Origin of the sequence: Aquabacterium sp. OR-4 (assembly GCF_025290835.2) — a bacterium.
Classification (GTDB): Bacteria; Pseudomonadota; Gammaproteobacteria; order Burkholderiales; family Burkholderiaceae_C; genus Pseudaquabacterium.
Map to the genome: position 1 here is coordinate 2292449 of NZ_JAOCQD020000001.1, position 26296 is coordinate 2318744.

11 protein-coding genes are annotated in these 26296 nt (G+C 74.1%); 3 read left to right on the top strand and 8 right to left on the bottom strand.

The annotated features are described in order from the left end of the window. Window positions 1–62: 62 nt before the first annotated feature. The 6 genes from N4G63_RS09960 to N4G63_RS09985 all read right to left on the bottom strand — a co-directional run bounded on the left by N4G63_RS09960 (window position 63) and on the right by N4G63_RS09985 (window position 19312). On the bottom strand, window positions 63–1508 hold the full coding sequence (locus N4G63_RS09960; RefSeq protein WP_314599630.1) for a caspase family protein: 1446 nt from the start codon (window positions 1506–1508) through the stop codon (window positions 63–65). Beyond that, on the bottom strand, window positions 1505–13528 hold the full coding sequence (locus N4G63_RS09965; protein ID WP_314599631.1) for an autotransporter-associated beta strand repeat-containing protein: 12024 nt from the start codon (window positions 13526–13528) through the stop codon (window positions 1505–1507). Before N4G63_RS09965 ends, N4G63_RS09960 begins: the two co-directional genes overlap by 4 nt. Beyond that, a complete protein-coding gene (locus tag N4G63_RS09970) occupies window positions 13503–15284 on the bottom strand; it encodes a ShlB/FhaC/HecB family hemolysin secretion/activation protein (RefSeq protein ID WP_314599632.1) in 1782 nt (593 codons plus the stop codon). Before N4G63_RS09970 ends, N4G63_RS09965 begins: the two co-directional genes overlap by 26 nt. Window positions 15285–15533: 249 nt before the next feature. Continuing rightward, complete coding sequence (locus tag N4G63_RS09975; protein WP_260788221.1) at window positions 15534–16091, bottom strand: OmpA family protein; 558 nt, start codon at window positions 16089–16091, stop codon at window positions 15534–15536. A 186-nt stretch (window positions 16092–16277) separates the two neighbouring features. Continuing rightward, a complete protein-coding gene (locus N4G63_RS09980; RefSeq protein WP_260788222.1) occupies window positions 16278–18029 on the bottom strand; it encodes a thiamine pyrophosphate-binding protein in 1752 nt (583 codons plus the stop codon). Beyond that, a complete protein-coding gene (locus N4G63_RS09985) occupies window positions 18026–19312 on the bottom strand; it encodes an MFS transporter (RefSeq protein ID WP_260788223.1) in 1287 nt (428 codons plus the stop codon). Before N4G63_RS09985 ends, N4G63_RS09980 begins: the two co-directional genes overlap by 4 nt. A 115-nt stretch (window positions 19313–19427) precedes the next feature. Between N4G63_RS09985 and N4G63_RS09990 the strand changes: the two genes are divergently transcribed. The 3 genes from N4G63_RS09990 to N4G63_RS10000 all read left to right on the top strand — a co-directional run bounded on the left by N4G63_RS09990 (window position 19428) and on the right by N4G63_RS10000 (window position 22208). Continuing rightward, the gene (locus tag N4G63_RS09990; RefSeq protein WP_260788224.1) at window positions 19428–20438 is read left to right on the top strand and encodes an AraC family transcriptional regulator; all 1011 of its coding nucleotides are present in this window, start codon (window positions 19428–19430) and stop codon (window positions 20436–20438) included. 122 nt (window positions 20439–20560) lie between these two features. Then, on the top strand, window positions 20561–21814 hold the full coding sequence (locus tag N4G63_RS09995) for a hypothetical protein (protein ID WP_314599633.1): 1254 nt from the start codon (window positions 20561–20563) through the stop codon (window positions 21812–21814). A gap of 109 nt (window positions 21815–21923) precedes the next feature. Further along, window positions 21924–22208 carry a late competence development ComFB family protein gene (locus tag N4G63_RS10000; protein WP_260788226.1) on the top strand — a complete coding sequence of 95 codons (285 nt, stop codon included), beginning with the start codon at window positions 21924–21926 and terminating at the stop codon, window positions 22206–22208. A gap of 70 nt (window positions 22209–22278) precedes the next feature. Here the strand turns inward: N4G63_RS10000 and clpB are convergent, their stop codons facing one another. Both clpB and N4G63_RS10010 read right to left on the bottom strand, forming a co-directional pair. Continuing rightward, complete coding sequence (gene clpB, locus N4G63_RS10005; RefSeq protein WP_260788228.1) at window positions 22279–24870, bottom strand: ATP-dependent chaperone ClpB; 2592 nt, start codon at window positions 24868–24870, stop codon at window positions 22279–22281. A 92-nt stretch (window positions 24871–24962) separates the two neighbouring features. Continuing rightward, window positions 24963–26294: a glycosyltransferase gene (locus tag N4G63_RS10010; protein ID WP_260788229.1), complete on the bottom strand. Its 1332-nt coding sequence runs from the start codon at window positions 26292–26294 to the stop codon at window positions 24963–24965. Window positions 26295–26296: the final 2 nt, after the last annotated feature.

Below are 26296 nucleotides of genomic sequence, written 5' to 3' on the forward strand. Positions count from 1 at the left end.
CGGCGGCCTGTTGCCTGCGCGACGCGCAGCGCCCGGCCGGCTGGCTGGCGCCACAACACGGGCTATTTGCGGTAGTGATCCAGCGTGGGCGGCGGCGTGTAGCCCAGATCGATGGCGCGGGCCTCCCAGCGTGCGGCCGACTGGGGCTGGTCTTGGCGGCGGAAGTGGCGCGCCAGCTCGTAGCTGGCGATGCCGTTGCCCAGCTCGGCGGCCAGCTGCATCCAGCCTTCATAGCGCGAGCGGGCCGCGCCCAGGCGATCGGCGGTGAGCCACAGGCGGCCCACGCGGGCGGCGGCGTCCTTGTCGCCGCGGCCGGCCTTGCGCACATCGGTGTCGTAGGCCTCGCCGCGCGCGGGGTCGCTGGCGAAGGCGTTGCGGTTGAGCAGCAGCTCGGGCCGGCGCAGGATCTCGGCGGCCTGGCGCGCGCCATCCTGCGCCACCTCGGCCGCCAGCCGGCGGCTGCGTTCGGCATTGGGGTGGCGCTGCAGGAAGCCGGCCGCCAGGCGCTGCACATCGGGCGGCCACAGGGCAGTCTGCAGCGCTGACCAGTCGGTTTCTTCCTCGGCGCGCGTGGGTACGGGCGGGGCCGCGGGCTTGAGCCGCACGCTGCGCGGCGCCAGCCGGAAGGCGCCCTCGTCCGGCACGTTCTTGGCCACGAAGGGGCGCTGCACAAAAAAGCGCAGGCTGGGGGTGTTGAACGCCAGGCGCATGGCCCGCTCGGTCTCGCGCTTGACGGCCTCGAACAGCAGCGGCAGCGGCAGGTCGTCGGGCTCGCTGCCCATCAGGCGCACCAGCTCGCGGGTGTAGAAGGTGTTCTGGTCGGGCTTGTCGGGGGCCACCGCATACTGGCCGGCGCCGGTGGAAAAGGCGATCAGGCAGCCCAGTGGTGGCTCCTCCTGGTTCATGGCATCGGTTTTGCGGCCGCCACCGCCCTGCTGGCTGCGGCAGGCGTCGACGATGGCGATGCTCAGGCCGTTGCGCCGGCGCGGCAGGCGCGCCACCACATCGCGGTTGAGCGTGAGGCTGCCCGATTGCAGGCCCGCCGGCGAGGCCTCGGGGGTCACGCCGGCGCCCAGCAGCAGGTTCTCGGCATTGAGCTGCAGGCCGTGGCCGCTGAAGTAGAACAGCACCGTGGCGTCCTCGGGCGCCGCGGCGGCGCGGGCCACAAAGGCGTCCACCTCGCTGCGCGCACGCGCCGGGTCGGCATCGAGCACCAGGGTGGCGGCAAAGCCGCGCTGGCGCAGCACCTGGGCCACATCGCGCGCGTTCTTGTGGATCGGCGGCAGTTCGAAATCGCCGGGGTAGCTGCGGTTGCCGATCACCAGCGCCAGGCGGCCGGGGTCGATGGGTGGCAGCGGCGCGGCAGCGGCCGCGGCCGTGGCGGCCGCCGCGGTGGCCGCCGAGCCCGCGGCATCGTCGCGGGTCTGGGCCGGCGCAGGCGCCCAGGTGCCGGCCAGCGCCGTGCCCAGCGTGGCGCCACACAGGCGGCGGCGGCGCGCATTGATCATGGTGCACCGCCCGGGCGGCTGGCGCTGGGGGCTGCCGGCGCGGCCGGCGCGGCGGGTGCGGCCGCACCCTGGGCTGCGCTGGCGGCCGCGGCCGGCGGGCAGGCCAGGCGGCCGATTTCGGCGCTGCACGACGACGGCAGGCGCAGGCCCTCGGCACCGCCGGTGGCCGGGCGGCCCGGGCCCACCTCGGCGATGACGCCGGCGCGCAGGCGGATGGCCACGTTCTCGGTGCGCACGGTTTCCTCGAAGCGCTCGCGGCGCGCGTTCTCCGACACCGCGGCCACCGCCGACAGCGAGCCGCTCAGCTGCGGCGTGGCAGGCAAGACGCCGTTGTAGAACAGCGGCAGCCGGCTCTGATCGCCCGCCCCGTCGTTGAAGAAGCGGTAACCGCTGTCGCCGGCCTGGCTGTCGCTGGGGCCGGCCAGAAACACCACCGTGCTGCCCGGCGCGGCATCGCGCGGCAGCAGCTGCACGTAGCCGGCGGCCAGGCCGTCGGTGCGCGTGCCCAGGCTCTTGCCGCCCACGTTGGCGTTGATCGGCGCATCGGCCGAGCCAAAAGGCAGCGCCGCGGCAAAGGCCTGCGGCAGCAGCTCGAGCACCAGGCCGGGCGCCGAGTTCTGCAGGCCGAAGCCGGCGTCGTTGTACCAAAGGCGGGCGGCGATGCGGCTGTTGTCCACCGTGGCCAGGCGGCCGGCCGACAGGCGCAGCAGATCGGCCTCGAGCCCCTGGCCGCCCACCACCAGCTCCTGCCCGGCCAGGGTGATGCGGCTCTGGCCGACGGCACGCGCGCCGTCCAGGCCCACCGGGGCCCAGGCGCTGTTCCACTCGGCGCCCGACAAGGCCTGCAGCGTGCCGGCAAAGCGGTTGTCGGCCTGGCCCAGGCTGATCGAGCCTCCGGCCACGGCCTGCAACACCAGGCCGGAGCCCGCGGCCGTGGTGATGCGGCTGGCCGCGCCCTGGGTGATGACATCGTCGGCCACCTGCAGCAGCCGGCCCTGCAGCGGGTCCACCGCCTGGCGGCCCGAATCGAGCGGCGCCAGCAGGCTGTAGCCCGGCGCGGCCATGGCCCGCAGCGTGAGCGTGCCGCCGTCGATCTGCAGCAGGCCGTCGAGCCGCGCATCGCCGGTGGCCACCGTGCTCTGGCCGAGGCTCACCTGGCCGGCTTCGATCAGGCTGTCGCCACCGCCGATGATGGCATCGGCCAGCGCCGCGGCGCTGGCCTGGCGCTGGCCGGCCGCGCCGGCGGGGGCCGCCTGCGGCACCCCCAGACGCAGCTCGCCCAGCACCAGGTCGCGCCAGCGGCCATCGGCCACGCGCCCGGCCGACAGGCGCAGCTGGCCGGCCAGCACGCTCAGCGGCTGCAGGCCCCATTGATTGCCTTCGTTCAGGGCCTCGATGGCCTGGCCCGGCGCCTGCAGCGTGATCGGCACGGCGGCCGTCACCGTCACCGGCCCGCCCAGGCGCAGGCCGCCGCGGGTGGCGGCCAGCGAGCCGCCCAGCGCCACCGCGCCATCGGCCTCGAGCGCGCCCAGGGTTTCGTGGCCCCCCAGCTGCAGGCTGGCCGCGGCCGCCAGCTGCAGCACGCTGGCATCGGGCAGGCGCTCGTTGCCGCTGGTGGCCAGGCTGCCGGCTAGCACCCGGGTGGCGCCGGTGTAGGCATTGCCGCTGGCCGCCAGCACCAGGCTGCCGCTGCCGGCCTGCTCGAGCGCGCCGCTGCCGGCCACGGTGTTGTTGATGACCAGGGTGTCGCTGCGCACCACGCGCAGCAGGCCGTCGTTGAGCACCGCGCCGCGGCCCAGGCTGCCGCTGCGGCCGCCCTGGCCCAGCTGCAGCGTGCCGGCCTCGATGCGGGTCTCGCCATGGGCCTGGTCGGCGCCGAGCACCCAGGTGCCCAGGCCCTGCTTGACCAGGCTGCCGCCGCCGCTGACCACGCCGGAGAACTGCTGCACCGTGGCGGTATCCAGCACCGCGGCGCCCACCTGCAGCGTGGTGTCGGCGGCGTCGGCCAGCAGCACGCGGGCCGGCGTGGCGGCTGCGGCCGGCGCGCCGGGCTCGGCATCCACCAGGCCGCCCAGGCGCTCGCTGCCGGCCAGTCGCAGCGTGGTGCCGGCCTGCATCTGCAGCAGCGGCAGGCCCAGCAACTGGCCCGCTCCGCTGGTGAGCAGCGCGCCGCTGGACAAGGCCAGCAGCGGCGTGGTGAGCGTGGCGCCGGCCTCCAGCGTGAGCGTGCCGCCCACGCTGACCTGCTGGGTGGCCTGCACGGCGGCGCCGAGCTGGCTGCTGCCGCTGGCCAGCAGGCTGCGGGTGGTGAGGGGCGCGCCCAGCCGGCCGCCATCGAGCGTGACCGAATCGGTGGCGACCAGCGCGCTGGCCGCATCGGCCACATCGGCCACATCGGCCACATCGGCCACATTGACTGCCAGCGCGGCCGTTTCACCGGTGCCGGCCTGACGATGCACCACTGACGCGGCCGCAGCCTGCGGACTCCCGGCCTGCAGGCCCGGTGCCTGCACCGGGGCCCCGGCCAGCGCCACCGGCGGCGCCTGCAGCGTGCCGGCCAGGCTGAGCGAGGCCACCGTGGCCGCCGCGCCCAGCTGCAGCGTGGCCGGCGCGTCGATGCGCAGCGCCGTGGCGCCGCTGCCCAGGGCCTGCGGCGCAGTGCTGCGCAGCAACCCGGCCTGCAGGCGCAGCACCGGGCTGTCGATCACGCCGGCGGCGCCCAGGCTCAACGTGCCATCGAGCAGCGTGGCCGAGTCGCGCAGCGTGAGCGCGGCGTCCACCGCACTGGCGCCGCGGCTGCTGAACTGCGCGGCCTGCACCGGCAACGCCACCGCGGCATCGGCCAGGCTCAGCGCGCCCGACAGCGCCAGCCGGCCGGCACCGGCCACCCGGCTGCCATCGGCCAGGGCCAGCGCGGCGGCGCTTTCGGCGCCGGCCAGCTGCAGCTGGCTGGCGCCGGCCAGCGCCATCTGCGTGCCGCTGCCCAGCTGGCCGGCCACGCTGGTGGCCAGCACCGCACCGGCGCCCAGCTGCAGCTGGGCGGCCTGCAGCAGGCCGCCGCTGCCCAGGCTGAGCGTGCCGCCATCCACCAGCGCGGTGGCGCCCACGGTGAGCGGCGCCAGCACCAGCACGCTGTGGCGGCTGATGAGCGACTGGGTGTCGAGGGCCACGCCCAGGGTGGCGCCGTCCAGCGTGCTGGCCTGGGTGACGCGCATGCTGCCGCTGCCGCTCATCTCGCCGGCCAGGCTGAGCGATTGCACGGTGACCGGCGTGTCCAGGCGCAAGGTGGCGCGCGCAGCCACCTGCACCGTGGTGTCGGCGCCCAGCAAATCGGCCGAGGCACTGACCAGCACCCCCGAGTTGACCTGGAACAGGCTGCTGCCGCTGCCCTGGCCGGTGAGTGCCAGCGTGCCCGCGCCCTCTTTCACCAGCTGGCCGCCGCTGCTGTCGATGCGGCCGCCAAACTGCGTGTCGATGGCCTGGCGCACGGTGAGCACATGGCGCTCGAGTTGCAGGCGTGCCGGCAGGCCGGCGCCCACACCGCCCAGATCGGCCAGCGCGCCCACGGTCTCGGCACCGCCCAGCGTGAAGCGGGTGTCCACCGCCAGCTGCAGCGCGCCGCCGTCGGGCAGGCGTTCGTCGCCAGCGGTGGCCAGTGCACCGGCGTGCAGCTCGGTGCCGCCGCCATGGCGGTTGTCGCCGGCCAGGGTCAGGCTGCCGGCACCGGTCTTGCGCAGGCTGGCCGGCGTGGCGCCGGCATCGCTGAAGGCGCCGTCGATGCGTGCGGCCACACCCTCGGCCACCTGCAGCGTGCCGCCCGCGGCGCCCAGCGCGATGCCGCGCGTGGCGGCCAGCGTGGTGTTGCCGTCCAGGCGCAGCGTGGCACCGTCGAGCAGCAGGTGATCGGGCGTGGCCATGGCGGGCGCGGCGCCCAGCTGGCCATCGCGCCGGATGGCCAGCGTGCCGCCCAGCACCTGGGTGGCGCCCAGGCGGGCCGAATCGGCCGCGCCCTCGAAGGCCAGCGTGCCGGCGCCGGTCTTGGTGAGCACGGCGGCACCGGCCAGCTCGTCGACGCGGCTGCCCAGGCCCAGGCTGTGGCCGGCGGCCACGTCGATGCGGCCGCCGGCGGCGCCCAGCTGCAGCGGCCGCGCCGCATCCAGCGCCACACTGGCCAGCACCTGCAGCGTGCCGCCATCGAGCTCAAGCGCCGCGCTGGCGCTGCCCAGCACCGCGTCGCGGCCGATCACCAGCGTGCCGGCCAGCACCCGTGTGCCGCCGCTGTGGCTGTTGGGTGTGCCACTGTCGGCGCCGCCCTGCAGCAGCAGCGTGCCGCCGCCGGTCTTGCGCAGCTGGCCGGGCGATGCGGGCACGGCATCGGCCACGCTGCCGGCCAGGTTCAGGCTGGCACCGTCAGCCACCTGCAGCGTGCCACCACCGGCACCCAGCGCCAGGCCGCGCCCGGCATCGAGCGTGAGCGTGGCGCCCGGCTGCAGGGCCAGCGTGGCGCCATCCAGCAGCAGCTGGCCGGCGCGGGCCGCGGCCGGTGCCAGGCCCAGCTGATCGTCACGCGTCAGCAGCAGGGTGCTGCCCAGCACCGCGGTGGCGCCGGTGTGGGTGTTGGCCGCCGCGCCCTCGAGGCTGAGCGTGCCGCCGCCCTGCACGCGCAGCGCGCCCTGGCTGGCGCCGGCGGCGTCGGCGATGCGCCCGCCCAGCTGCAGCAGCACCCCGGTGGGCAGCTGCAGCGTGCCGCCGGCGGCGCCCAGGCTCAGCGTGCGGGCCTCGTCCAGCCGCAGGCTGTCGCGCAGCGCCAGCGTGCCGCCATCGAGCAGCAGGCCGCCGCTGGCCGCGCCCAGCTGGCCGTCGCGCGCCACGCTCAAGCTGCCGCCCAGCAGCGTGGTGCCGCCGCTGTGGCGGTTGTCTTGCGCGCCGGTGAAGGCCAGGTTGCCGCCGCCAGCCACACGCAGCGCGCCGGCGGCCAGGCCATCCACCACCGGCGCCGGGGCCAGCACGCTCACATCGGCGGCCAGCAGCAGCGTGCCGCCACCGGCCTGCAGCGTGATGCCGCGGGTGGCGGCCAGCGTGGTGTCGGCCAGGATCTGCAGCGTGCCGCCATCGAGCACCAGCTGGTCGGCCACCAGGGCTGCGGGCGCGCGGCCCAGCTGCGCATCGCCCTGCACCTGCAGGCTGCCGCCCAGCACCTGGGTGCGGCCGGTGTAGAGGTTGGCACCGGTGAGGGTCAGTGATCCGGCCCCCTGCAGCACCAGGCCGCCACTGCCTTGCAAGACGCCCGAGAACACGCTGCTGCTGCCCGCGGCCGGCGTGACGCGCAGGCTGCCGGCCGCCAGATCGACCGTGCCGGCCCCGGCCAGCGAGCCGATCGCCACATCGGCCAGCAGCGCCAGCGTGGCCGCGCCTTCAATGCGATAGGCGCTGGCCACCGAACCGGCCTGGCTGCTGGCCAGCGCCAGCGTGCCCTCGGCCACCGTGGTGCTGCCGCCATGGGCCTGGGCGCTGGTCAGGGTCAGCGTGCCGGCACCGGTCTTGGTGAGCGCGCCGCTGCCGCTGAAGCGGCCGTCAAAGCGGCTGCTGCCGTCATCGCCGCCCACGCTCAGCGCCTGGCCGCCCAGGGCCACCTGGCCCGCACCGCTCAGGGCGCCGAAGGCCTGGTTCGACTGCAGCAACAGCTCGGCGCCGGCGGCCACGCTCAGCGCGCTGAGCACGCCGGCCGTGCCGCCCGGGCCCAGCACCAGCGTGCCGCCCAGCACCTGGGTGGCGCCGGTGTAGGGGTTGGAGCCGGTCAGCGTGAGGCTGCCGCGACCCTGCTTGATCAGGCCGCCGCTGCCCTGCACGGCGCCCGAGAAGCCGGTGCTGGCATCGTTGCCGCCGGCGCTGAGCGTGAAGCGGTCGAGCTGCACCTCGCCAGCGCCGGCCAGCGCGCCCACCGCCTCATCGGCCTGCAGCCGCAGGCGGCTGCCGGCCGCCAGCTGCAGCGTGCCGGCGTCGCCCAGCGCCTGGCCACCGGCGGCCACCAGCGTGCCGGCCTGCACCGTGATGTCGCCCGCGCCCAGATGGCGGCCGCTGAGGGTGAGCGTGCCGGCGCCGGTCTTGGTGAGGCTTGGCGCACCGCCCGCGTCGGTCAGCGTGCCGGCCAGCGTGAGCCCGGCGCCGGCCACCTGCAACACGGCATCGCCGTGCAACGTGACCAGCCCGCTCACCAGGCCGGTGCCGGCGCTGTTGGCCAGGGTGCCGGCCAGCGCCAGCGGCACGCCCAGCTGCGCACCGCTGGTGAGATCGAGCGTGGCGTCGCGGGCCACCACCAGCGGGCCCAGGCCGGCGCGGTCAACGCCGCCACTGAGCTGCAGCGTGCCGCCGCTCACCGTGGTGCCGCCGCTGGCCAGGTTGGCGCCGCCCATCACCAGGGTGCCCGGGCCGGCCACGTTGAGCGCCCCGGCGCCACCGATGCTGCCGCCCAGGCTCAGACGCTCGCCGCTGACGGCGATGCCGGCATCGCCCACCAGGCTCAGCGCGCCGGCGCTGGCGGCGCGGCCGCTGCTGCTGGCCAGCACGGCGCCACCGGCCAGCGACCAGGGGTTGTCGACCTGCTGGCCGGCCAGATCGACCACCGCGCCGTTGGCCACGCTCACCGCGGCCGTGCCAAAGGGCCCGGCGCTCAGCGCCGCGGCCGCGCCGCTGCTGCCGCGGGCCGCCTGCAGGGTGCCGGCCAGCACCACGGTGCCGCCGCTGTGGGTGCTGGCGCCGCCGAGGATCAGCGTGCCGTCGCCGGTCTTGGTGAAGCTGCCGCTGCCACTCAGTCGGCCGTCGAAGCGGCTGCTGGTGTCCAGGCTGCCGGCGCTCAGCGCAAAGCTGTTCAGCGCCACATCGCCGGCACCGGCCAGCGCGCCAAAGCTCTGGGCCGATTGCAGCGCGAGCTGGGCGCCGGCCGCCACGCTCACGGCGCTGGCACTGCCGGCCGTGCCGGCGGCACCGATCACCAGGCGGCCGGCCTGCACCAGCGTGGCCCCGCTGTAGCGGTTGTCGCCTTCCAGCGCGAAGCTGCCGCCACCCAGCTTGCTGAGCCCGCCCGTGCCCTGCAGCACGCCGCTGAAGCTGCTGCTGCTGCCATCGGCGCCGGTGGCCAGCGTGAAGCGGCCCAGCAGCACATGGCCGGCACCGGCCAGCGCCCCCAGGGTTTCGTCGGCCTGCAGGCGCAGCGTGCTGCCGGCGGCCATCTGCAGGGTGCCGGCGTCGCCCAGTGCCTCGCCGCCACTGGCCACCAGGGTGCCGGCCTGCAGGTCGATGCCGCCGCGGCCGCTGTTGCGGCCGGCCAGCGTGAGCGTGCCGGCCCCGCTCTTGCCCAGCCGCCAGGCGCCGCCCAGGTCGGCCAGGCCGCCGCTCAGGGCCAGGCCGGCGCCATCCACCTGCAGCAGGCTGTCGCCGCTGAGCGTGAGCGCGCCGCTGAGCGTGGCCGCCGCTTCGCCGCTGGCCACGCGCACGGTGCCGGCCAGCTGCACCGGCACGCTGAGGCTGGCGCCGCCGTGCAGGTCGAGCACCGCGCCGCTGGCCACCTGCAGCGGGCCGAGGCCGGCGCGGTTGCTGCCGCCCAGCAGCTGCAGCGTGCCGCTGGCCACCGTGGTGCCGCCGCTGGCGCTGTTGTCGCCGGCCAGCACCAGGGTGCCGGGGCCGCTGAGGCTGAGCGCACCGCTGCCGCCGATGCTGCCGCTGAGCTGCAGCTGGGCGCCGGCCACGCCGATGCGGCTGTCGGCCGCCAGCGTGAGCGCACCGGCGCTGCTGGCGCTGCCGCTGCGGCTGCCCAGCGCGCCCAGCTCGGCCGAGCCGCTGCCGGCCAGCAACCAGGCGTTGTCAACCTGCCAGCCGGCCAGATCAACCGCCGCGCTGCCGTTCACCGACACCACGCCGGTGCCGAACGGGCCGGCGCCCAATGCGCCGGCCGCACCACTGCTGGCCCGGCCGGCCGCCAGCGTGCCGGCGCTCAGCGTGGTGCCACCGGCAAAGGTGTTGGCGCCGCCCAGGTTCAGGCTGCCGCTGCCCTGCTGCCTGAGCTGGCCAGTGCCGCTGATGACCGACGTGACGCTGATGTCATCGCTGCGGGCAAAGGCCAGGATGCCGTCGTTGAGCACCGCGCCCTCGAGCCAGCCGCTGGTGCCGCCGTGGCCCACCTGCAGCGTGCCGCCGCTGACCCGGTTGCCACCGCCCACCGCCACCGTGGCGCCCAGCACCAGGGTGCCCGGACCGGCCTGCTCGAAGCGGCCCTGGCCGCTCACATCGCTGGCCAGGCTGAGGCTGCCGCTGCGCTGGAACACCAGGGCCGCACCGGCCTGCACCTGGATGGCGCCGCCGGCCAGGCTGCCGCCGGCACCGCCCTCGCCCACCTGCAGCGTGCCCTGGCTGACCTGCGTGCCACCGCCCGGCGACCAGTCGCCCAGCAGGCTGAGCGTGCCGCTGCCGCGCTTGTCGACAAGGCCGTCGCCGCCGAGGTTGCCGGCCCAGCGCAGCGCCGCATCGCGCTCGATCACCAGGCTGCTGCCGGCGGCCACCGTGGTGCTGCCGGTGGCGCTGCGCGCGCCGGTGAGGCGCAGCTGGCCGCCGGCAATCTGCAGGCTGCCGTCACCGCTGAGCGTGCCGCCCAGGGTGAGCGTGTCGCTGCGCAGCACCGACAGCGTGCCCTGGTTGTCGATGTCGCCCAGCACGCTGCCGGCGTTGAGGCCCACGCCCAGGCGCAGGCTGCTGCCGCTGGCGATGCGGGTGGCGCCGGTGTAGAGCTGGTCGCCACTGAAGCTGAGCGTGCCGCTGCCGGCCTGGCTCACGCTGCCGGCGCCGCTGATCAGGCCGTCGAAGGTCAGGCTGCCGGCCCGGCGAAACTGCAGCTGGGCGTCCGCCAGCACGCTGACCGCGCCGCCCACGTTGCCGGCGCCGCCACCATCGCCCAGCTGCAGCGTGCCCGCGCTCACCACCGTGCCGCCGCTGTGGCCCTGGTTGGCGGTGAGCACCAGGGTGCCCGGGCCGGCCTGCTCGAGCTGGCCCGTGCCGCTCACGGTGCCGGCAAACACCAGCTCACCGGCCCGGTTGAACACCAGCCGGCCATGGTTGAGCACGTTGCCGTCCAGCGCGCCGGCCAGGTTGCCGTCGCCGATGCGCAGCGTGCCGGCGCTCACCGTGGTGCCACCCAGGTGCGTGACGGCGCCGGTGAGCGTGAGCCGGCCGCTGCCCGCCTGCTCGAGCGTGCCGCTGCCGCTGATTGCGCCGGCAAACCCCAGGTCGGCCAGCTGGTTGAACACCAGCGCACCGTGGTTGACCACCGGCCCGAGGATGCTGGCCGAATCGCCGTCTCGGCCGATGCGCAGCGTGCCGGCCGCCAGCGTGGTGCCGCCGGTGTAGGTGTTGTCGGCCAGCAGCGTCAGCGTGCCGCTGCCGGCCTGGCGCAGCTCGCCCTCGCCGCTGATCACGCCGGCCAGCGCCAGCTCGTCGCTGCGCTGCACCAGCAGCGTGGCACCGGACGCGATGGCGATGTGGCCGCCGAGGCTGCCGCTGACGCCGTTGCTGCCGAGCTGCAGGCTGCCCTGCCCGATGGCCGTGCCACCGGCTGGCGCGGCATCGCCCAGCAGCACCAGGGTGCCCAGCCCGGTCTTGGCCAGCTGGCCGGGCCCCGACACCGTACCGCTGAGGCTCAGCGTGGCGCCGGCCGCGCCCACGCCCAGCCTGGCATCGGCGGCCAGGTTCACGCTGCCGCTGCTGAGCGCGCTGCCACTGCCGCTCTGGCGCAGCGCACCCGCGTCGTCGGGGCCGCTGCCGGCCAGTTGCCAGGGGTTGTGCACCGCGTGGCCGTCAAGATCGACGCCGCCGCCGGCACTGACCGTGACCTGGCCCGAGCCGAACGGCCCGCTGGCCGGCGCCGGGCCGGGCGCACTGTCGCGCCCCGCCAGCAGCAGGCCGGCGCTGACCGTGCTGCCGCCGCCGTAGGTGTTGGCGGCGCTCAAGCTCACGCTGCCGCTGCCGGTCTTGCTGAGCGCGGCGCTGCTGCCCGCCAGCACGGCCGAGACCGTGCCCTCGCTCAGCGCAAACGCGGTGGCGGTCAGTGCGCCGGGCTTGGTGGCGCTGTCGATCAGGCTGCCGCCGGTCAGCGTGAACAGGCCCACGCTGGGGCTGCGGCCATTGACATCGAGCGTGGCGCCACCGCTCAGCGTCACGGCCTGGCCGGCCGGCAGCGCGCCGGCCGCGCCCAGCAGCAGGCTGCCGGCGGCCACCGTGGTGCCGCCCAGGTAGCTGTTGCTGCCCGAGAGCGTGAGCGCGCCAGCACCCAGCTTGGTGAACGAGCCGCTGCCGCTGATCGGCAGGCTCAGCGTGCGCGAGGTGGAATGGGTCCAGCGGGTGGCGCCGTTGAGCACCAGGCCGGCGGCTGCCAGGCTGACATCGGCGATCTCGATCTGGCTGGCCTCGAGGCTCAGCGTGCGGCCGGTGCCGGCCAGGCTGATCGGCTGGTTGATGGCAATCGTGTCGCCGGCCTGGTTGCCATTGACCCTCAGCGTCAGCGAGCCGGCACCGGCCACGCTCGGGCTGCTGACCGCGGCGTCGACCGTGATGCGGTCGTCGGCCTGCAGCAGCACTGGTGCGGTGGCCAGGTTCGCCAGCAGCGTGCTGACGGTGAGGATGTTGTCGCCGCTGCCGCTGGCCTGCACGGTGAGGGTGGCGGGGTCGAGCAGCAGCAGGCCGGCGCGGCCCAGCGGGGCGGCGCGGTCGGCGGTGCCCTCGTAGCGCAGCGCGCCGTGCGACGACACCTCCACCAGCCCGCCATCGCCCCCTGCCGCACCACCGCGCGCGCTGATGTGGCCGGCAAACTGGGTGCGCTCGCCCGACCACAGCACCACGCTGCCGCCGTGGCCGGCCTGCGTGGCATCGGCCGCCAGCACCGCGCCGGCCTGCACCACCACGCTGCGCGCATGCGGCAGCGCCTGGGCGTTGGCCCCGCCGAGATCGCCGCCCACGCGCAGGCTGCCGCCGGCCGCCGTGCCGCTGGCCTCCAGCCGCGCGCTGGCCGCCAGCTGCACCTGCTCGCCCAGCACGCTGATCTGGCCGCCGCGCGTGCCGGCGGCGTCGGCGCTGGCCACCACGGTGCCGGCCACCTGGGTGAGACCGGCGCCACCGCCATCGATCACCACCTGGCCATCGCGCAGGGCCAGGCCGCTGGCGCGCACCGTGCCGGCCAGGTTGAGCACGGTGTCGGCAAAACCGGCGCGCGCCGTGGCGCGCAGTTCGGCACTGCCGGCCAGTGCCGTGGCCGAGCCCAGCAGGTCGAGCCGGGTGGCCAGGTCTTCGCTGCGGGCGTTGAAGAAGATCAGGCCGTCACCGTCCACATCCACCTGCACCGCGCCCACGGCGGCAGCGCCCAGGCGGCCGGCCAGCACCTGGCCGCCGATGCTGACCCGCGGGCCCACCAGGGCCACGGTGCCGGCGGGGGCGTGGATTTCGCCATCGGCGCGCAGCTCGCCGCTGCCGGCGTTGCCACCCGACAGCTGCCAGCGCCCGGCGTTGCCCAGGGCCAGCGCGGTGGTGTCGGCGTTCAGCGTGGTGGCCACCAGGCCGCCCACATCCACCCGCGAGCCGGCGCCAAAGATCACGCCACGCGGGTTGGACAGAAACACCCGCCCGTCAGCCTGCAGCTGGCCCAGGATCAGCGACGGATCGGCCCCGGTGACGCGGTTGAACAGCACCGCCGCGGCATCGGGCTGGTGGATGCGCACGCGTTCACCCGCGGCGATGGAAAAACTGCGCCAGTCGAGTGCCGCGCGGGCACTGCTCTGCACGATCTCGAGCTGCTTGGCGCCATCGGCGCGCACGCTCACCTGGCCGGCGGTGACGGTGCCGTCCTGCGGCAGGGCCCAACCCGATGGTGACGCGGCCAGCGCCACCGCCAGGCAGGCGGCCAGGCTCAGCGGGCGCAGGGCCCAGCGCCCGCGCCGGCCGCGGCGCCCGCCGCGGTCAGTAGAACCAGGAGAGCTGCGCATACACCCTCGGATTGCGTTGGGCGGTGTCGGACCGCGCCTGCCCGGTGCTGGGCACGGCCACGCTCAGGCGCGCGGCAAAGCTGCGCGGGCGCTCCCACGACAAGGCCACGCCGGCGCCGCCCAGGCGCTGGCGGTTGTCGGTGCGGGCCGCCTGGGTGGCGGGCTCGTGGCGCAGCTGCAGCGCGGCATGGTCGAAGAACACGCTGGCCACCAGCTCGCGCGCCCAGCGGCCCAGCCAGGCCTCGGGCGGCAGCAGGCGCAGCTCGAGCGTGGCCACCACGCCACTGTCGCCGGTGCCCTCGCCGGGCGCGAAGGCGCGCACGCCATCGGGCCCGCCGGCACGGAACTGCTCGCTGCTGTCGAGGTTGTCGAGCGCCCACTGGCCGCGCAGCGCGGCATACAGCAGCATGCGGCCATCCACCAGGTTCTGCAGGCGGTTGCCGGCCAGGCCGAGCTTGGTGAAGCGCGGCGCATCATCCAGGCCACCGGGCATGCCGCCGCGGTGGCGCAGCTCGCCGTGGGCCAGGTTGGCCTCGAAGGTGCTGACCGCGCCGCCGCCCAGGCTGTCGCGCAGATCGCCCGACAGGCCCAGCGTCAGGCTGTTGATGCTGCGGCGCTGCACCGAGCGGGCCACGTCCTGCCGGTCGGCGTGCTGCTTGTTGTCGAGGTTGCCGACCATGAACACATTGAGGTTGCGCGAGCGCCGCCAGGGGTACAGCGCATTCACCGACAGGCTCACCGCGTCGCCATTGACGCCCAGCGGAAACTGCGCCGGGTCGAGCTTGTAACGCACCATCGACAGCGAGCTGCCGAGCTTCCAGCCGTCATGGCCCACCGGCAGCGAATAGCCCAGCAGCGCGAACAGCAGGCCGCCGGTATCGGAGCTCAGCGCATTGAGGGTCAGCGAATCACCGCGCCCGGCCAGGCTGTTGCCGGCCAGCAGCGCGCCCACCCGGTACAGGCCGAGAAAGCGCGAGCCGTTGGCATCGGCATCGACCTTGCCCGACCACGGATCTTCGGGCCGGCCGCTGACCTTGAGCCGCGCCGTGCCCGGCGTGGCGCCGGCCTGCACATCGAAGCGCACCGTGATGCCGCGCAGATCGTTGAGCAGGAACACCACCCGCTCGATCAGCTCCACGCGCAGGATCTCGCCGGGCCGCAGCCGCGCCAGGTAGGCCTCGACCACCTCGCGGCGCACCCGCAGCTGGGCCGGCCAGTCGAGCTCGATGCGGTCGAGCCGGCCTTCGAGCACCTCGATGCGGATCAGCCCGTCCTGCGGCGATTGCTCGGGCAGATAGGCATAGCCCAGGTAAAAGCCCAGCTCGCGCTGCAGAAAGCGGGTGATGTCGGCCGCAGCGTTGACCAGATCGTCGTAGCTGCGGCGCGGGCCCAGATAAGGCGCGGTGAGCGCCGGCAGCGCGGCCACCAGCTCGGGCGGGGCGCCGGGCGGCAGCGTGAAGCCGCGCACCTCCAGCGTCAGCTCGTCCTGCGGCTTCTCGAGCTCGCGCGGCGGCAGCGGCCGTGGTGGCAATTGCTCGCTGTCGGTACGCAGTGCCGGCCGCGGCGCCAGCTGCTCGGCGGATGGCACCACGGCCGGCGTCTGCGCCAGCGCGGCCCCGGCCCACAGGCCCAGCGCAGCCACCCAGGCCGTCGGCCGCAGCGCCGGCGCTGGCCTTGGCCCGGGCGCTGGTGGTGCGGCAGCGCCGGGCGGCGCAAAGCCGCGTGCTGGGTGGGCTGCCGCAGGGGCAACAGGCATGCGGTGGGCTCCAGCGCTGGATCGGTGGGATGGTGATGTGCCGCGCCGCCAACCGGGCCGCTGGCAGCCCGGTCACGGTGTCGGCCCATGCTATCCAATGGCGTGAGCAGCTGTAACAGCCGGCCGCCAATGAGCGTGGGGGTTGCCAGCCATGGCGCATGCGTGCATTGCGCGTATCGGGCCAGGCCAGGCCGCGGGCCGGCGGCGTGTTCGCGCGGCGGCTCGCCTGGCCGGCTCAGCGCAAAGGTTTCAGGGCGTGGCCTGGCGGCCGATCTCGACGCGCCGGTTCTCGGCAGCGAAGGGATCGTTGCCGACCTTGGGCGCCTTCGAGCCCAGGCCCAGGGCCTGCAGCATGGCCGGGTCGGCCCCCAGCTTCACCAGGTAGTCGCGCACCGCCTCGGCGCGCTTTTGCGAGAGCAGCAGGTTGCCGTCGTCGGAACCGCTGGCGTCGGCGTGGCCCTCGATGCGCACCACGCGGCCGCTGCCCTTCTTGCCGCGCAGCACCTCGGCAAAACGGTCGAGCTGCTGGCGCAGCAGGTCAGGCAGTTCGGCCGAGCCGATCTTGAAGGTGGCGGTGGGCAGCGAGAAGCGCACCGCGGGCTTGAAGCCCATGCACTTGAAGCCCTGCTTCTTGAGCTCTTCGCAGGCGTCTTCAGGGAACAGGCCTTCGCTGATGGTCTGCACATCGGGCACCTGCTGGCCCAGGTCGACCGGCTCGTCGGCGCGGGCCTGGCCGGGCTGCAACAGCAGCATCAGGGTGGCCAGCAGCAGACTGGCGCCGGCGATGCCGCCTTGGCGTAACAGCATCGGGTTGCGGGGTGGGCATGCATGCGTCATCTCGACCTCCATCGTGTGTGCGGGCCGGAGGGCTCGCCCACACAAGGGGCACAAGCAGCTGCGGACGGCACCAACCCGGCAACGGCGCATCATAGAACTGCGCAGCCAGCAGGGTCATCCCGCGAACGGCGTAAACCCGCTGGCCGCGGCCGGGGCTCAGCGCCCGGCTTGGCGCGCCGCCTCGCGGATGGCGGTGAGCGTGCTGCGCGAGGTGCTCACGTCGGCATCGAGCTTCAGGTGGATCAGCGTGGGCGCGCCGGGCTGCAGGGCCTCGGCAAACGCGGCCTCGAAATCGGCCGTGCGTTCCACCCGTGCGGCACGCCAGCCAAAGGCGCGCGCCATGTCGGCGAAGTCGGGGTTGTAGAGGTCGCTGCCGCTGACCCGGCCCGGGTACTCGCGCTCCTGGTGCATGCGGATCGTGCCGTAGGTGCCGTTGTCGACCACGATGCTGATCAGCTGGCCGCTGCGCCCGGCCGGCAGGTAGCCCGTGGCGGTGGCCAGCTCCTGGCCGTTCATCAAAAAGTCGCCATCGCCGGCCACGTTGACCACGGTGCGCTCGGGGTGCAGCAGCGCCGCCCCCACCGCCGCCGGAAAGCCGTAGCCCATGGCGCCGTTGGTGCAGGCCAGCTGGGTGCGGCCATGGTGCTGCAGGCCGTGGTAGCGCACATAGCGGTGCAGCCAGCCGCTGAAGTTGCCGGCGCCGTTGGTGTAGACCGTGTCGGCAGGCGCCAGGCGCTGCACGGTCTTCATCACCACCGCCATGTCCAGCGGCTCGACCGTCGGTGCCACATGGTTGGCCTCGTAGTCGGCATGGGCGGCGGCGGCCCAATCGCGCCAGGGCACGTCCACCGGCGCGGCCAGGGCCTCGAGCGCCTTGGCGGCGCAGGCCATGCTCGATTGCAGCATCAGATCCGCCGCATACACGCGGCCCAGCTCCTCGGGCCCGGCGTGGATGTGCACCAGCTTTTGCAGCGGCCGCGGCGCCTTCAGCAGGGTGTAGCCGCCGGTGGTCATCTCGCCCAGGCGCACGCCCAGCGCGATGACCAGATCGGCGTCCTGCACGCGCCGCGCCAGCTTGGGATTGATGCCGATGCCGACATCGCCCGCATACAACGCGTGGCGGTTGTCGAAGGTGTCCTGGAAACGGAAGCCGCAGCCCACCGGCAGCTGCCAGTTCTCGGCAAAACGCTGCAGCGCACGCGCCGCCTCGGCGTCCCAGCCGCCGCCGCCGGCGATCACGAAGGGGCGCTGGGCCTGCATCAGCAGGGCCCGCAGATCGCGCAGCGGCCCCGGCGCCGGCCAGGCGTGCGCGGCTTCGGCGCGTGGCAGCACCGGCGCGGCGGTGGCCTGGGTGAGCATGTCTTCGGGCAGCACCAGCACCACCGGGCCGGGGCGACCCTGCATGGCGGTGTGGAAGGCGCGCGCCACGTACTCGGGCAGGCGGTGCGGGTCTTGCACCTCGCCCACCCACTTGGCCATGCCCAGCGTGCCGGGGCCGAAGAACTGGCGGTAGTCGAGCTCCTGGAAGGCCTCGCGGTCGCGCTGGTCACTGGCCACCTGGCCGATGAACAGCACCATCGGCGTCGAATCCTGGAAGGCCGTGTGCAGGCCGATGCTGGCATTGGTGGCGCCCGGCGCCCGGGTGACGAAGCACACGCCCGGCCGGCCGCTCAGCTTGCCCTGGGCCTCGGCCATGAAGGCCGCGCCGCCCTCTTGCCGGCAGGCGATGAAGCGGATGGCCTCGCGGTGCGCATGAAAGCCGTCCAGCACGGCCAGGTAGCTTTCGCCGGGCACACCGAACACGGTCTCGACCCCCTGGGCGATGAGGGCTTCCACCAGCACATGTCCGGCGATACGTTGCGGCCCGGCGCCCGGCCCGCTCGCGTTGTTTGATTGGTTGGCTGTCATGCCGCCACTGTAGCCGGCACTGAACGACGCAGCGCCGCGATGCCGCGCCCGACCAGCGCCGCCGAGGCCACGCCGGCGATCAGCGCGCCGGCCGAGACAAAGAAGATCGCATGCGCCTGGCCGGCGTCCATCAAGCGGCCCAGCAGCGGCGCGGCCAGCGCAAAGCCCAGGTCGAGCCCCGAGTACACCGTGCCGTACACCCGGCCGGTGGCGCCGGGCGGTGCGGCGCGCTTGATCAGCATGTCGCGCGAGGGGCCGGCCAGGCCGGTGCCCAGGCCGGCCAGCGCGGCCACCACCAGGGCGGCCGGGCCCGGCAGCCAGCCGCTGCCCACCAGCATCAGCATCAGGCCGCAAAACCCCAGGCACAGCGCGATCACCCGCTCCAGGCGCTCGGCCCGTGCCGCGATGAAGCCGCCCAGCACCATGCCCGCGGCGCCGGCCAGCATGTAGCCGGTGACCACCAGCGCGGTCAGCTCCAGCGGCAGGCCGTACATGGCCCGCAAGGCCGGCGAGGCAAAGCTCTGGATCGCCGACAGCGCCACCGTGGTCCAGAAGAAGAACGAGAAGCACAGCCACACCGAGGGCAGCTTCAGGAAGGCCAGCGTGTGCTCACCCGCCGGTGCGCCCGCGCTGGCCGGCCTGCCGGGGGCGGCCGGCTTGTCATGGGCCCAGGCGCCCAGGCGGTCGTCGAGCGCATCGCGGTTGAGCAGCATCACCACCAGCACCAGCACGGCATAGGCCGCCGCGCCCAGGTAGGCCATGCGCCACGAGCCGCTGGCCACCGCGATGCCGCCCAGAAACACCGGCGCCAGCGCCCAGCCCAGGTTGCCCGAGATGCCATGCACCGAGAAGGCATGGCCCAGGCGCGCTGCCGACACACGCTTGTTCAGGATGGTGAAGTCCACCGGATGGAAGGGCGCATTGCCCAGGCCGGCCAGCGCCGCGGCCAGCATCAACCCGCCATAGCTGTGGGCCGTGGCCGCCGCCAGCGACGAGGCGATGAAGCAGCCCAGCGCCGCAAACAGCACCGGCCGCGCGCCCACCCGGTCCACCAGAAAGCCCGACAGCGCCTGGCCCACGCCCGAGATCACGAAGAACAGGCTGACCAGAAAACCCAGCTCGGCGTAGCTGAGGTGAAAGGCCTCGATCAGCCACGGAAACATCGGCGGCAGCAGCATGTGGAAGAAGTGCGAGCTGCCATGCGCCAGGCCGATCAGGCCGATGGTGCGGGCGTCCTGGCGCAAGGGCACGGCGGCCGGTGTGTCGATCGATGCGGGATTCATCGCTGGATGCTAGGCGCCCAGGCTTCGGCAGGTTTACGATGAACTGCCAAACATTGTCGAGATCGTGCCAAAGCCTGCCCCCCCTCCGCGTGATCCGCCACGCGCTTCGTCGCGCATGTCGCCGCGCCCGGCCCTCACCGAGCTGCCGCCGCTGACGCCGCAGCTCTACGCGCCCACCCCGGCGCGCCCGGTGCGCGCCAAGACTCGCCGGCTCGCGCCGCAGCAGGCGGTGGTGCCGCACCGCCACCCGTGGGCCCAGGTGGCCTTCTCGATCGAGGGCGTGACCCGGCTCACCGCGGAGCACGGCACCTACCTGGTGCCGCCCTCGCGGGCACTGTGGATTCCGCCCGGCATCGAGCATGCCGTGACCGTGCTCGAGCCGGTGCAGATGGTCACGCTGTACCTGCACCAGCCCGCCGGCCGCTGCGGCCCCACCGCCTGGCGCCACCCGGCCCGCGCGCCGGCCGGTGGCGCTGGCGCGGCCGAAAGCGGCGACGGCCACGACGATGGACACCTCGATGGCCACCACGATGGCGACGCCGCCTGGCGCCACTGCCGCGTGCTCGAGGTCAGCGATCTGCTGCGCGCCTTGACCCTGCAGCTCGACACCCAGCCCGACGATGCGCCGTGCGCCACGCCAGACCGTGACCGCCAGGCCCTGATCGCCGCGCTGATCGCCGACGAGCTGGCGCGCGCCCGGCCCGTGCGCCTGGGCATTGCGCTGCCGCGCGACAAGCGCCTGCGGGCGCTGTGCCAGGCCGTGATCGACGAGCCGGCACGCCATGCCACGCTGGCCCAATGGGCGCAGGGCGTGGGCGCCAGCCCGCGCACGCTGGCGCGGCTGTTTCGCGACGAGCTGGCCACCAGCTTCGGCCGCTGGCGCGAACAGGTGCTGCTGGCCCAGGCCCTGGCGCTGGCCACACGCGGCCAGCCGGTGGCCTGGATCGCCGCCGAGCTGGGCTATGCCAGCGCCAGCGCCTTCACGGCCATGGTGCGCCGCACGGTGGGCCAGCCGCCCAGCCGATTTTTCGCCAGCTCGCAGGCCGCGGCAGCCGGGGCGGTGGCCGGTGCCGGTGCCGGCGCGGATGCCGGTGCCGGCATGGGCATGGGCGTGCAAAGCTTGTAAGCAGCGGTAGGCGCGGCCGGGCAGCGGCCCTGGGCGCGGGCAACCCCGGCGCTACATCGCGAAACGTGCGCGCCAAACGCGCTGCCTAAAGTGGGCCGCACAACAGCCCATGGGAGCACGCGATGATCGACAGCCTGTTTGGTGACCTGGCCCCCCGAAGACTGCCCGAGCCGGGCCCTGCACGCGGCCCGGCCGGCCTGCCGCGGCACAACGGCCTGGACAGCGCCACGGCGGTGCTGGCCGACACCAGTGCCGCGGTGGTGGATGTGGTGGTCGACACCTCGCCCGCCGAAGCCATGCGCAGCCACTTTGCCGCGCTGCGCGAGCGCCATGGCGAGGCCACGCGGCCGATGATCACGCTGCTCGACCCCTCGCGCCTGTGGGCGCCGCAGGTGCTGCATGCGCTGTCAGATGCCGCCGCGCGCCCGCTCGAGCGCCTGAACCTGCGCGAGCGCGCCACCTTGCGCACGCTGGCGCTGATCGAGCGCATCACCGTGCCGCGCCTGGGGGCGCAGCCCTTGAAGGTGGTGCATCCCGACATCCGCGTGCCAGGCGCCGCGGCCGAGGAGATTGCCCACGCCCTGGCCGAGGGCAGCGCGCTCACCGCGGTGATCGTGGGCACGTTGCAGCCGCATGCCCTGCTGGCCCACCTGCGCGCGCTGCTGGCCGCCACGCGGGCGCCCGGCTGGTGCTGCCCGTGGCTGGTGTTCGTGCTGCCGCCGTCGGCCGCGGCGCTGGGCCAGCGCATCGAGGCCCAGGCCTGGCCGGCCCATGTGCGGGTGCTGGCCGTGACCGAGGCCGAAGGCAACCCGGCCGGCGTGTGGAACAGCGTGCTCGGTGCCTGGGAGGCCACGCGCGCCTACACACCCGAGCCCGGCAACGCGCCGGCGGCCACCGGCGCACAGGCGCCCTGCCACGCGCTGGACGATGCCGCCGCCCACCCCGCTGCCGACGCCTGGCACGGCGGTGCCGGCACCGCGCCGCGCCGGCCGGCGCTGTCGCCCGCCGCGCTGGCCGCGCTGCTGGCCCCGCTGGCCCGCACCGACGGCATGCGCGCCTGCGCCATCGTCGACCTGCGCGACGGCGACCTGCTGGCCACCGAGCAGGCCGAGGGCCACGAGTCTGCCGCCGCCACGCTGCCCGACCTGGCGGCCGTGACCCAGGGCCTGTGCGCCGCACGCCGCGGCCACGCCGCACTGGCCGGCGACATGCCGCCCAGCGATGAGGTGCTGATCACCGCCGGCCCCTGGCAAAGCCTGCTGCGCAGCCTGCCCGGCCAGCAGGGGCTGGGCTTCGTGGCGGTGCTTGACCGCGCGCACGCCAATCTGGCGCTGCTGCGCTTTCGGCTGCTCGACGCCGCCTCGCGCCTGGGCTGACAAACCCGCTGGCGGCGTCGTCGTCAGCCGGTCATCGCACTGGCCTCAAGATGGGCTTGGTGGCGCCGATACTGTGTCGACTCCCCAGAAGCGCGAGAGGACAGCTCCCATGGATTTCAGCTCGGTGCACAACGTGCACGAAGAGGCCGTCTACGAAGCCGTGACGGCCATGGCACCCCAGTACCCGGCGCTGGCCGACAACGCCGACCTGCTGGCCGACGTGGCCTGCGTGGCGCTCAACCGCATGCAGCCGCGCTACATCCGCCACGCCGCCGACCTGGCCTTCTTCACCACCGCCAAGGAGCGCGAGGCCACCGCGCGCGACATCCACGAATCGGTGGACTTCGCGTTCGGCTATGTGCAGGCGCGCCACGCGATGGCGGCGCGCCGGTAGCCCGCCGCCGACGCGCCCGCGCCGCCGCCCCCTGACGGAAGGCGCGCTCGGCAAGCCGGCACGGCCCCGGTCAGTGAACCGTGCGGCCGAAGCTGAACTGCCCGGCCTCCACCGTCACCGGCACCACGTCCTTGGGGCCGAAGCGGCCCTGCAGGATCAGCTTGGCCAGCGGGTTCTCGATGCGCGCCTGGATGGCGCGCTTGAGCGGCCGGGCGCCGAACACCGGGTCGAAGCCGACCTTGGCGATCTCGGCCAGCGCCTCGGCCGAGACATCGAGCCGGATCTCCATGCGCGCCAGCCGCGCCTCGAGGTGCTGCAGCTGGATCTTGGCGATGGCCTGGATGTTGGCCTGATCCAGCGCGTGGAACACCACCGTCTCGTCGATGCGGTTCAGGAACTCGGGGCGGAAGTGCTGCTTGACCTCGCCCCACACCGCGTCCTTGATCACCTCGGTGGCCTCGCCGGCCATCGACATGATCAAGTGCGAGCCCAGGTTGCTGGTCATCACGATCACCGCGTTCTTGAAGTCCACCGTGCGGCCCTGGCCGTCGGTGAGCCGGCCATCGTCGAGCACCTGCAGCAGCACGTTGAACACATCGGGGTGGGCCTTCTCCACCTCGTCGAGCAGGATCACGCTGTAGGGCTTGCGCCGCACGGCTTCGGTGAGCGTGCCGCCCTCCTCGTAGCCCACGTAGCCCGGGGGCGCACCGATCAGGCGGCTGACCGAGTGCTTCTCCATGAACTCGCTCATGTCGATGCGCACCATGTGGTCGTCGCTGTCGAACAGGAAGCCGGCCAGCGCCTTGCACAGCTCGGTCTTGCCCACGCCGGTGGGGCCCAGGAACAAGAAGCTGCCCAGCGGCCGGTTCGGGTCACTCAGGCCCGCCCGGCTGCGCCGGATGGCATCCGACACCGCCACGATGGCCTCCTGCTGGCCCACCACGCGCTGGTGCAGCTTGTCTTCCATCTGCAGCAGCTTGTCGCGCTCGCCCTGCATCAGCTTGCTCACCGGAATGCCGGTCGAGCGTGACACCACCTCGGCAATCTCCTCGGCGCCCACCATGGTGCGCAGCAGCTGCGGGCCCTGGCCGCCGGCCTTCTTGCCGGCCTCCTTGGCCTGGGCTTCCTTCAGGCGCTTTTCCAGCTCGGGCAGGCGCCCGTACTGCAGCTCGGCCACCTGGTTGAACTCGCCCCTGCGCTTGAACTCCTCCATCTGGAAGCGCAGGCGGTCGATCTCTTCCTTGATCTGCGCCGAGCCCTGGGCCGCGGCCTTCTCGGCCTTCCAGATCTCTTCAAGGTCGTTGTACTCGCGCTGCAGCTTCAGCAGCTCGTCGTCGATCAGCGCCAGGCGGCGGATGGAGCCGTCGTCGTGCTCCTTCTTCATCGCCTCGCGCTCGATCTTCAGCTGGATCATGCGGCGATCGAGCTTGTCCATCACCTCGGGCTTGGAGTCGATCTCGATCTTGATCTTGGCCGCCGCCTCGTCGATCAGGTCGATGGCCTTGTCGGGCAGAAAGCGGTCGGTGATGTAGCGGTGGCTCAGCTCGGCGGCGGCGACGATGGCCGGGTCGGTGATCTCCACGCCGTGGTGCACCTCGTACTTCTCTTGCAGGCCGCGCAGGATGGCGATGGTGGCCTCGACGCTGGGCTCATCGACCAGCACCTTCTGGAAGCGGCGCTCGAGCGCGGCGTCCTTCTCGATGTACTTGCGGTACTCGTCGAGCGTGGTGGCGCCGATGCAGTGCAGCTCGCCGCGTGCCAGCGCGGGCTTGAGCATGTTGCCGGCGTCGATGGCGCCCTCGGCCTTGCCCGCGCCCACCATGGTGTGCAGCTCGTCAATGAACAGGATGATGCGGCCCTCGTCGGCCGACACTTCCTTGAGCACGGCCTTCAGCCGCTCCTCGAACTCGCCGCGGTACTTGGCACCGGCCAGCAGGCCGGCCATGTCGAGCGACAGCACCTTCTTGTCGCGCAGCGTGTCGGGCACCTCGCCGGCCACGATGCGCTGGGCCAGGCCCTCGACGATGGCGGTCTTGCCCACGCCCGGCTCGCCGATCAGCACCGGGTTGTTCTTGCTGCGCCGCTGCAGCACCTGGATGGCGCGGCGGATCTCGTCGTCGCGGCCGATCACCGGGTCGAGCTTGCCGGCGCGCGCACGCTCGGTGAGGTCGAGCGTGTACTTCTTCAGCGCCTCGCGCTGGCCTTCGCTCTCGGCCGAATCCACCGTGGCCCCGCCGCGCACCGCGGTGATGGCCGCCTCCAGCGCCTTGCGGGTGAGCCCGTGGCCGCGCACGATGCCGCCCAGATCGCTCTTGCTGTCGGCCAGCGCCAGCAGGAACATCTCGCTGGCAATGAACTGGTCGCCGCGCTGGCCGGCCTCCTTCTCGGCGGCCTGAAGCAGCTGCACCAGATCGCGCCCCACCTGCACGCCCGAACCGCCCTGCACGCTGGGCAGGGCGTTGAGCGCCGTGTCCATGGCCGTCTTCAGCGCGGCGGTGTTGGCGCCGGCGCGGTCGAGCAGGGCCTTGGGGCCGTCGGCCTGGGCCAGCATGGCGCCCAGCAGGTGGCTGGGCTCGATGTAGGGGTTGTCGCGCGCCACGGCCAGGCTCTGGGCCTCTTGCAGTGCTTGCTGGAACGCGGTGGTGAGCTTGTCGACACGCATGGTGGATGTCCTCCGATTGGCAAGGACATTGGGCTGTCCAGGGGCATTTCAAGCCCGATCGACGGGCCCGGCCGGGCCGGGCTTGCGCGGCGTCAAGCTTCGCAATCCGGCCACAGCCGCTGGCACAGTTCGTCCAGCTCCGGGTCGGCCGCCAGTGCCGTGGCGCAGACCTGGCATGCCGACGCGATCGCCGGCGACTGCAGTACCTCGCCCAACGCCCGCTGCAGCCGACCCACGCGCAAGCGGCGCGAGGACAGGGTCTGCCCCGCCCCCAGGGCCAGCACCCGCCGGGCGTTGTCGAACTGGTCAAAGGCCCAGGGCAGCACCAGCTGCGGCAGCGCTGCGCGCAGGGCCTCGGCCGTGGTGCCGATGCCGCCGTGGTGCACCAGCGCCGCCGCGTGCGGCAAGAGCAGTCGCAGCGGCACATAGGGCTGCCACAGCAGGTCGGGCGCCGCGGGCAGCGGCAGCTGCGCGCGCTGGGCCGCCAGCACCAGCGTGCGGCGGCCCAGCGCCCGCGCTGCGGCCACCACCTGGGCCAGCACCGGCCCGCCATGGCGCTGAAAGGTGCCGAGTGTGACCACCACGGGCGGCTCGCCCGCCGCCAGGAAGGCCTGCACCGTCGTGCTGAGCCCGGCCTCGGCCGCGGGCTCGAACAAGGGAAAGCTGCCGCGCAGCAGCCCCGGGGGCCAGTCGGGCGGCGTGCCGGCAAACCAGGCCGGAAACAGCGTGATCGACTGGTCGGCCAGGGCATTCAGGTGCGGCATGAAATGCGCCACCGGCTGCAAGCCCGCGGCCACCCGGGCGGCATTCAGCTCGGCCAGGCAGGCCGGGTCGATGAAGCGGCGATCAATGCGCCGCCACAGCGCCTGCCGCCAGGCCATCGGCACCCAGCGCGGCACGCGCAGCGGCCCCAGCATCATCGGGTCGTGGCAGCTGCGCAGGTTCTGCGGCGCCAGCCAGGCGGCCACCACGCGCAGGCCCGGCCGGCGGGCACGGGCCAGGTCGGCGGCAGGCAACAGCAAGGGGTGCACCAGCAGTGTGGCCGGCCGATCGGTGGGCAGGGCCAGTGCCGCCTCGGGCAGGGCCTGCAGGCTGTTGCGCAGACCGCGCCAGAACACCGCCATGGCCGTGCGGGGGTTCCACAGCGCGGGGTCGTCGGCCACGGCCTCGAAGCTGGCCGCACTGCCCAGGGCCTGCCAATCCAGACCGCAGGCCCGCACGCGGTCGGCGTGCACCGGCGAGGCCAGCAGCCGCACACGCTGGCCCTGGCGTTGCAGCGCCTGGCCCAGGGCCAGAAAGGGGTGCAGGTCGCCGACCGAGCCAACCGTGGCCAGCAGCACCGTGCCCGCCGCGGCGCGGCGGGCTGCGACGGAAGTGCCGGTTGCGGCGCCGGTGGCCGATGAGATGGGGTTTGAAGGGGTCATGG

What these genes read in the sequence shown, in the direction of transcription:
- N4G63_RS09960 (WP_314599630.1), bottom strand. Translation starts at nt 1,508, where the DNA reads ATGATCAATGCGCGCCGCCGCCGCCTGTGTGGCGCCACGCTGGGCACG.
- N4G63_RS09985 (WP_260788223.1), bottom strand. Translation starts at nt 19,312, where the DNA reads ATGAATCCCGCATCGATCGACACACCGGCCGCCGTGCCCTTGCGCCAG.
- N4G63_RS10000 (WP_260788226.1), top strand. Translation starts at nt 21,924, where the DNA reads ATGGATTTCAGCTCGGTGCACAACGTGCACGAAGAGGCCGTCTACGAA.
- N4G63_RS09965 (WP_314599631.1), bottom strand. Translation starts at nt 13,528, where the DNA reads ATGCGCAGCTCTCCTGGTTCTACTGACCGCGGCGGGCGCCGCGGCCGG.
- N4G63_RS09970 (WP_314599632.1), bottom strand. Translation starts at nt 15,284, where the DNA reads ATGCCTGTTGCCCCTGCGGCAGCCCACCCAGCACGCGGCTTTGCGCCG.
- N4G63_RS09995 (WP_314599633.1), top strand. Translation starts at nt 20,561, where the DNA reads ATGATCGACAGCCTGTTTGGTGACCTGGCCCCCCGAAGACTGCCCGAG.
- clpB (WP_260788228.1), bottom strand. Translation starts at nt 24,870, where the DNA reads ATGCGTGTCGACAAGCTCACCACCGCGTTCCAGCAAGCACTGCAAGAG.
- N4G63_RS09980 (WP_260788222.1), bottom strand. Translation starts at nt 18,029, where the DNA reads ATGACAGCCAACCAATCAAACAACGCGAGCGGGCCGGGCGCCGGGCCG.
- N4G63_RS09975 (WP_260788221.1), bottom strand. Translation starts at nt 16,091, where the DNA reads ATGCTGTTACGCCAAGGCGGCATCGCCGGCGCCAGTCTGCTGCTGGCC.
- N4G63_RS10010 (WP_260788229.1), bottom strand. Translation starts at nt 26,294, where the DNA reads ATGACCCCTTCAAACCCCATCTCATCGGCCACCGGCGCCGCAACCGGC.
- N4G63_RS09990 (WP_260788224.1), top strand. Translation starts at nt 19,428, where the DNA reads ATGTCGCCGCGCCCGGCCCTCACCGAGCTGCCGCCGCTGACGCCGCAG.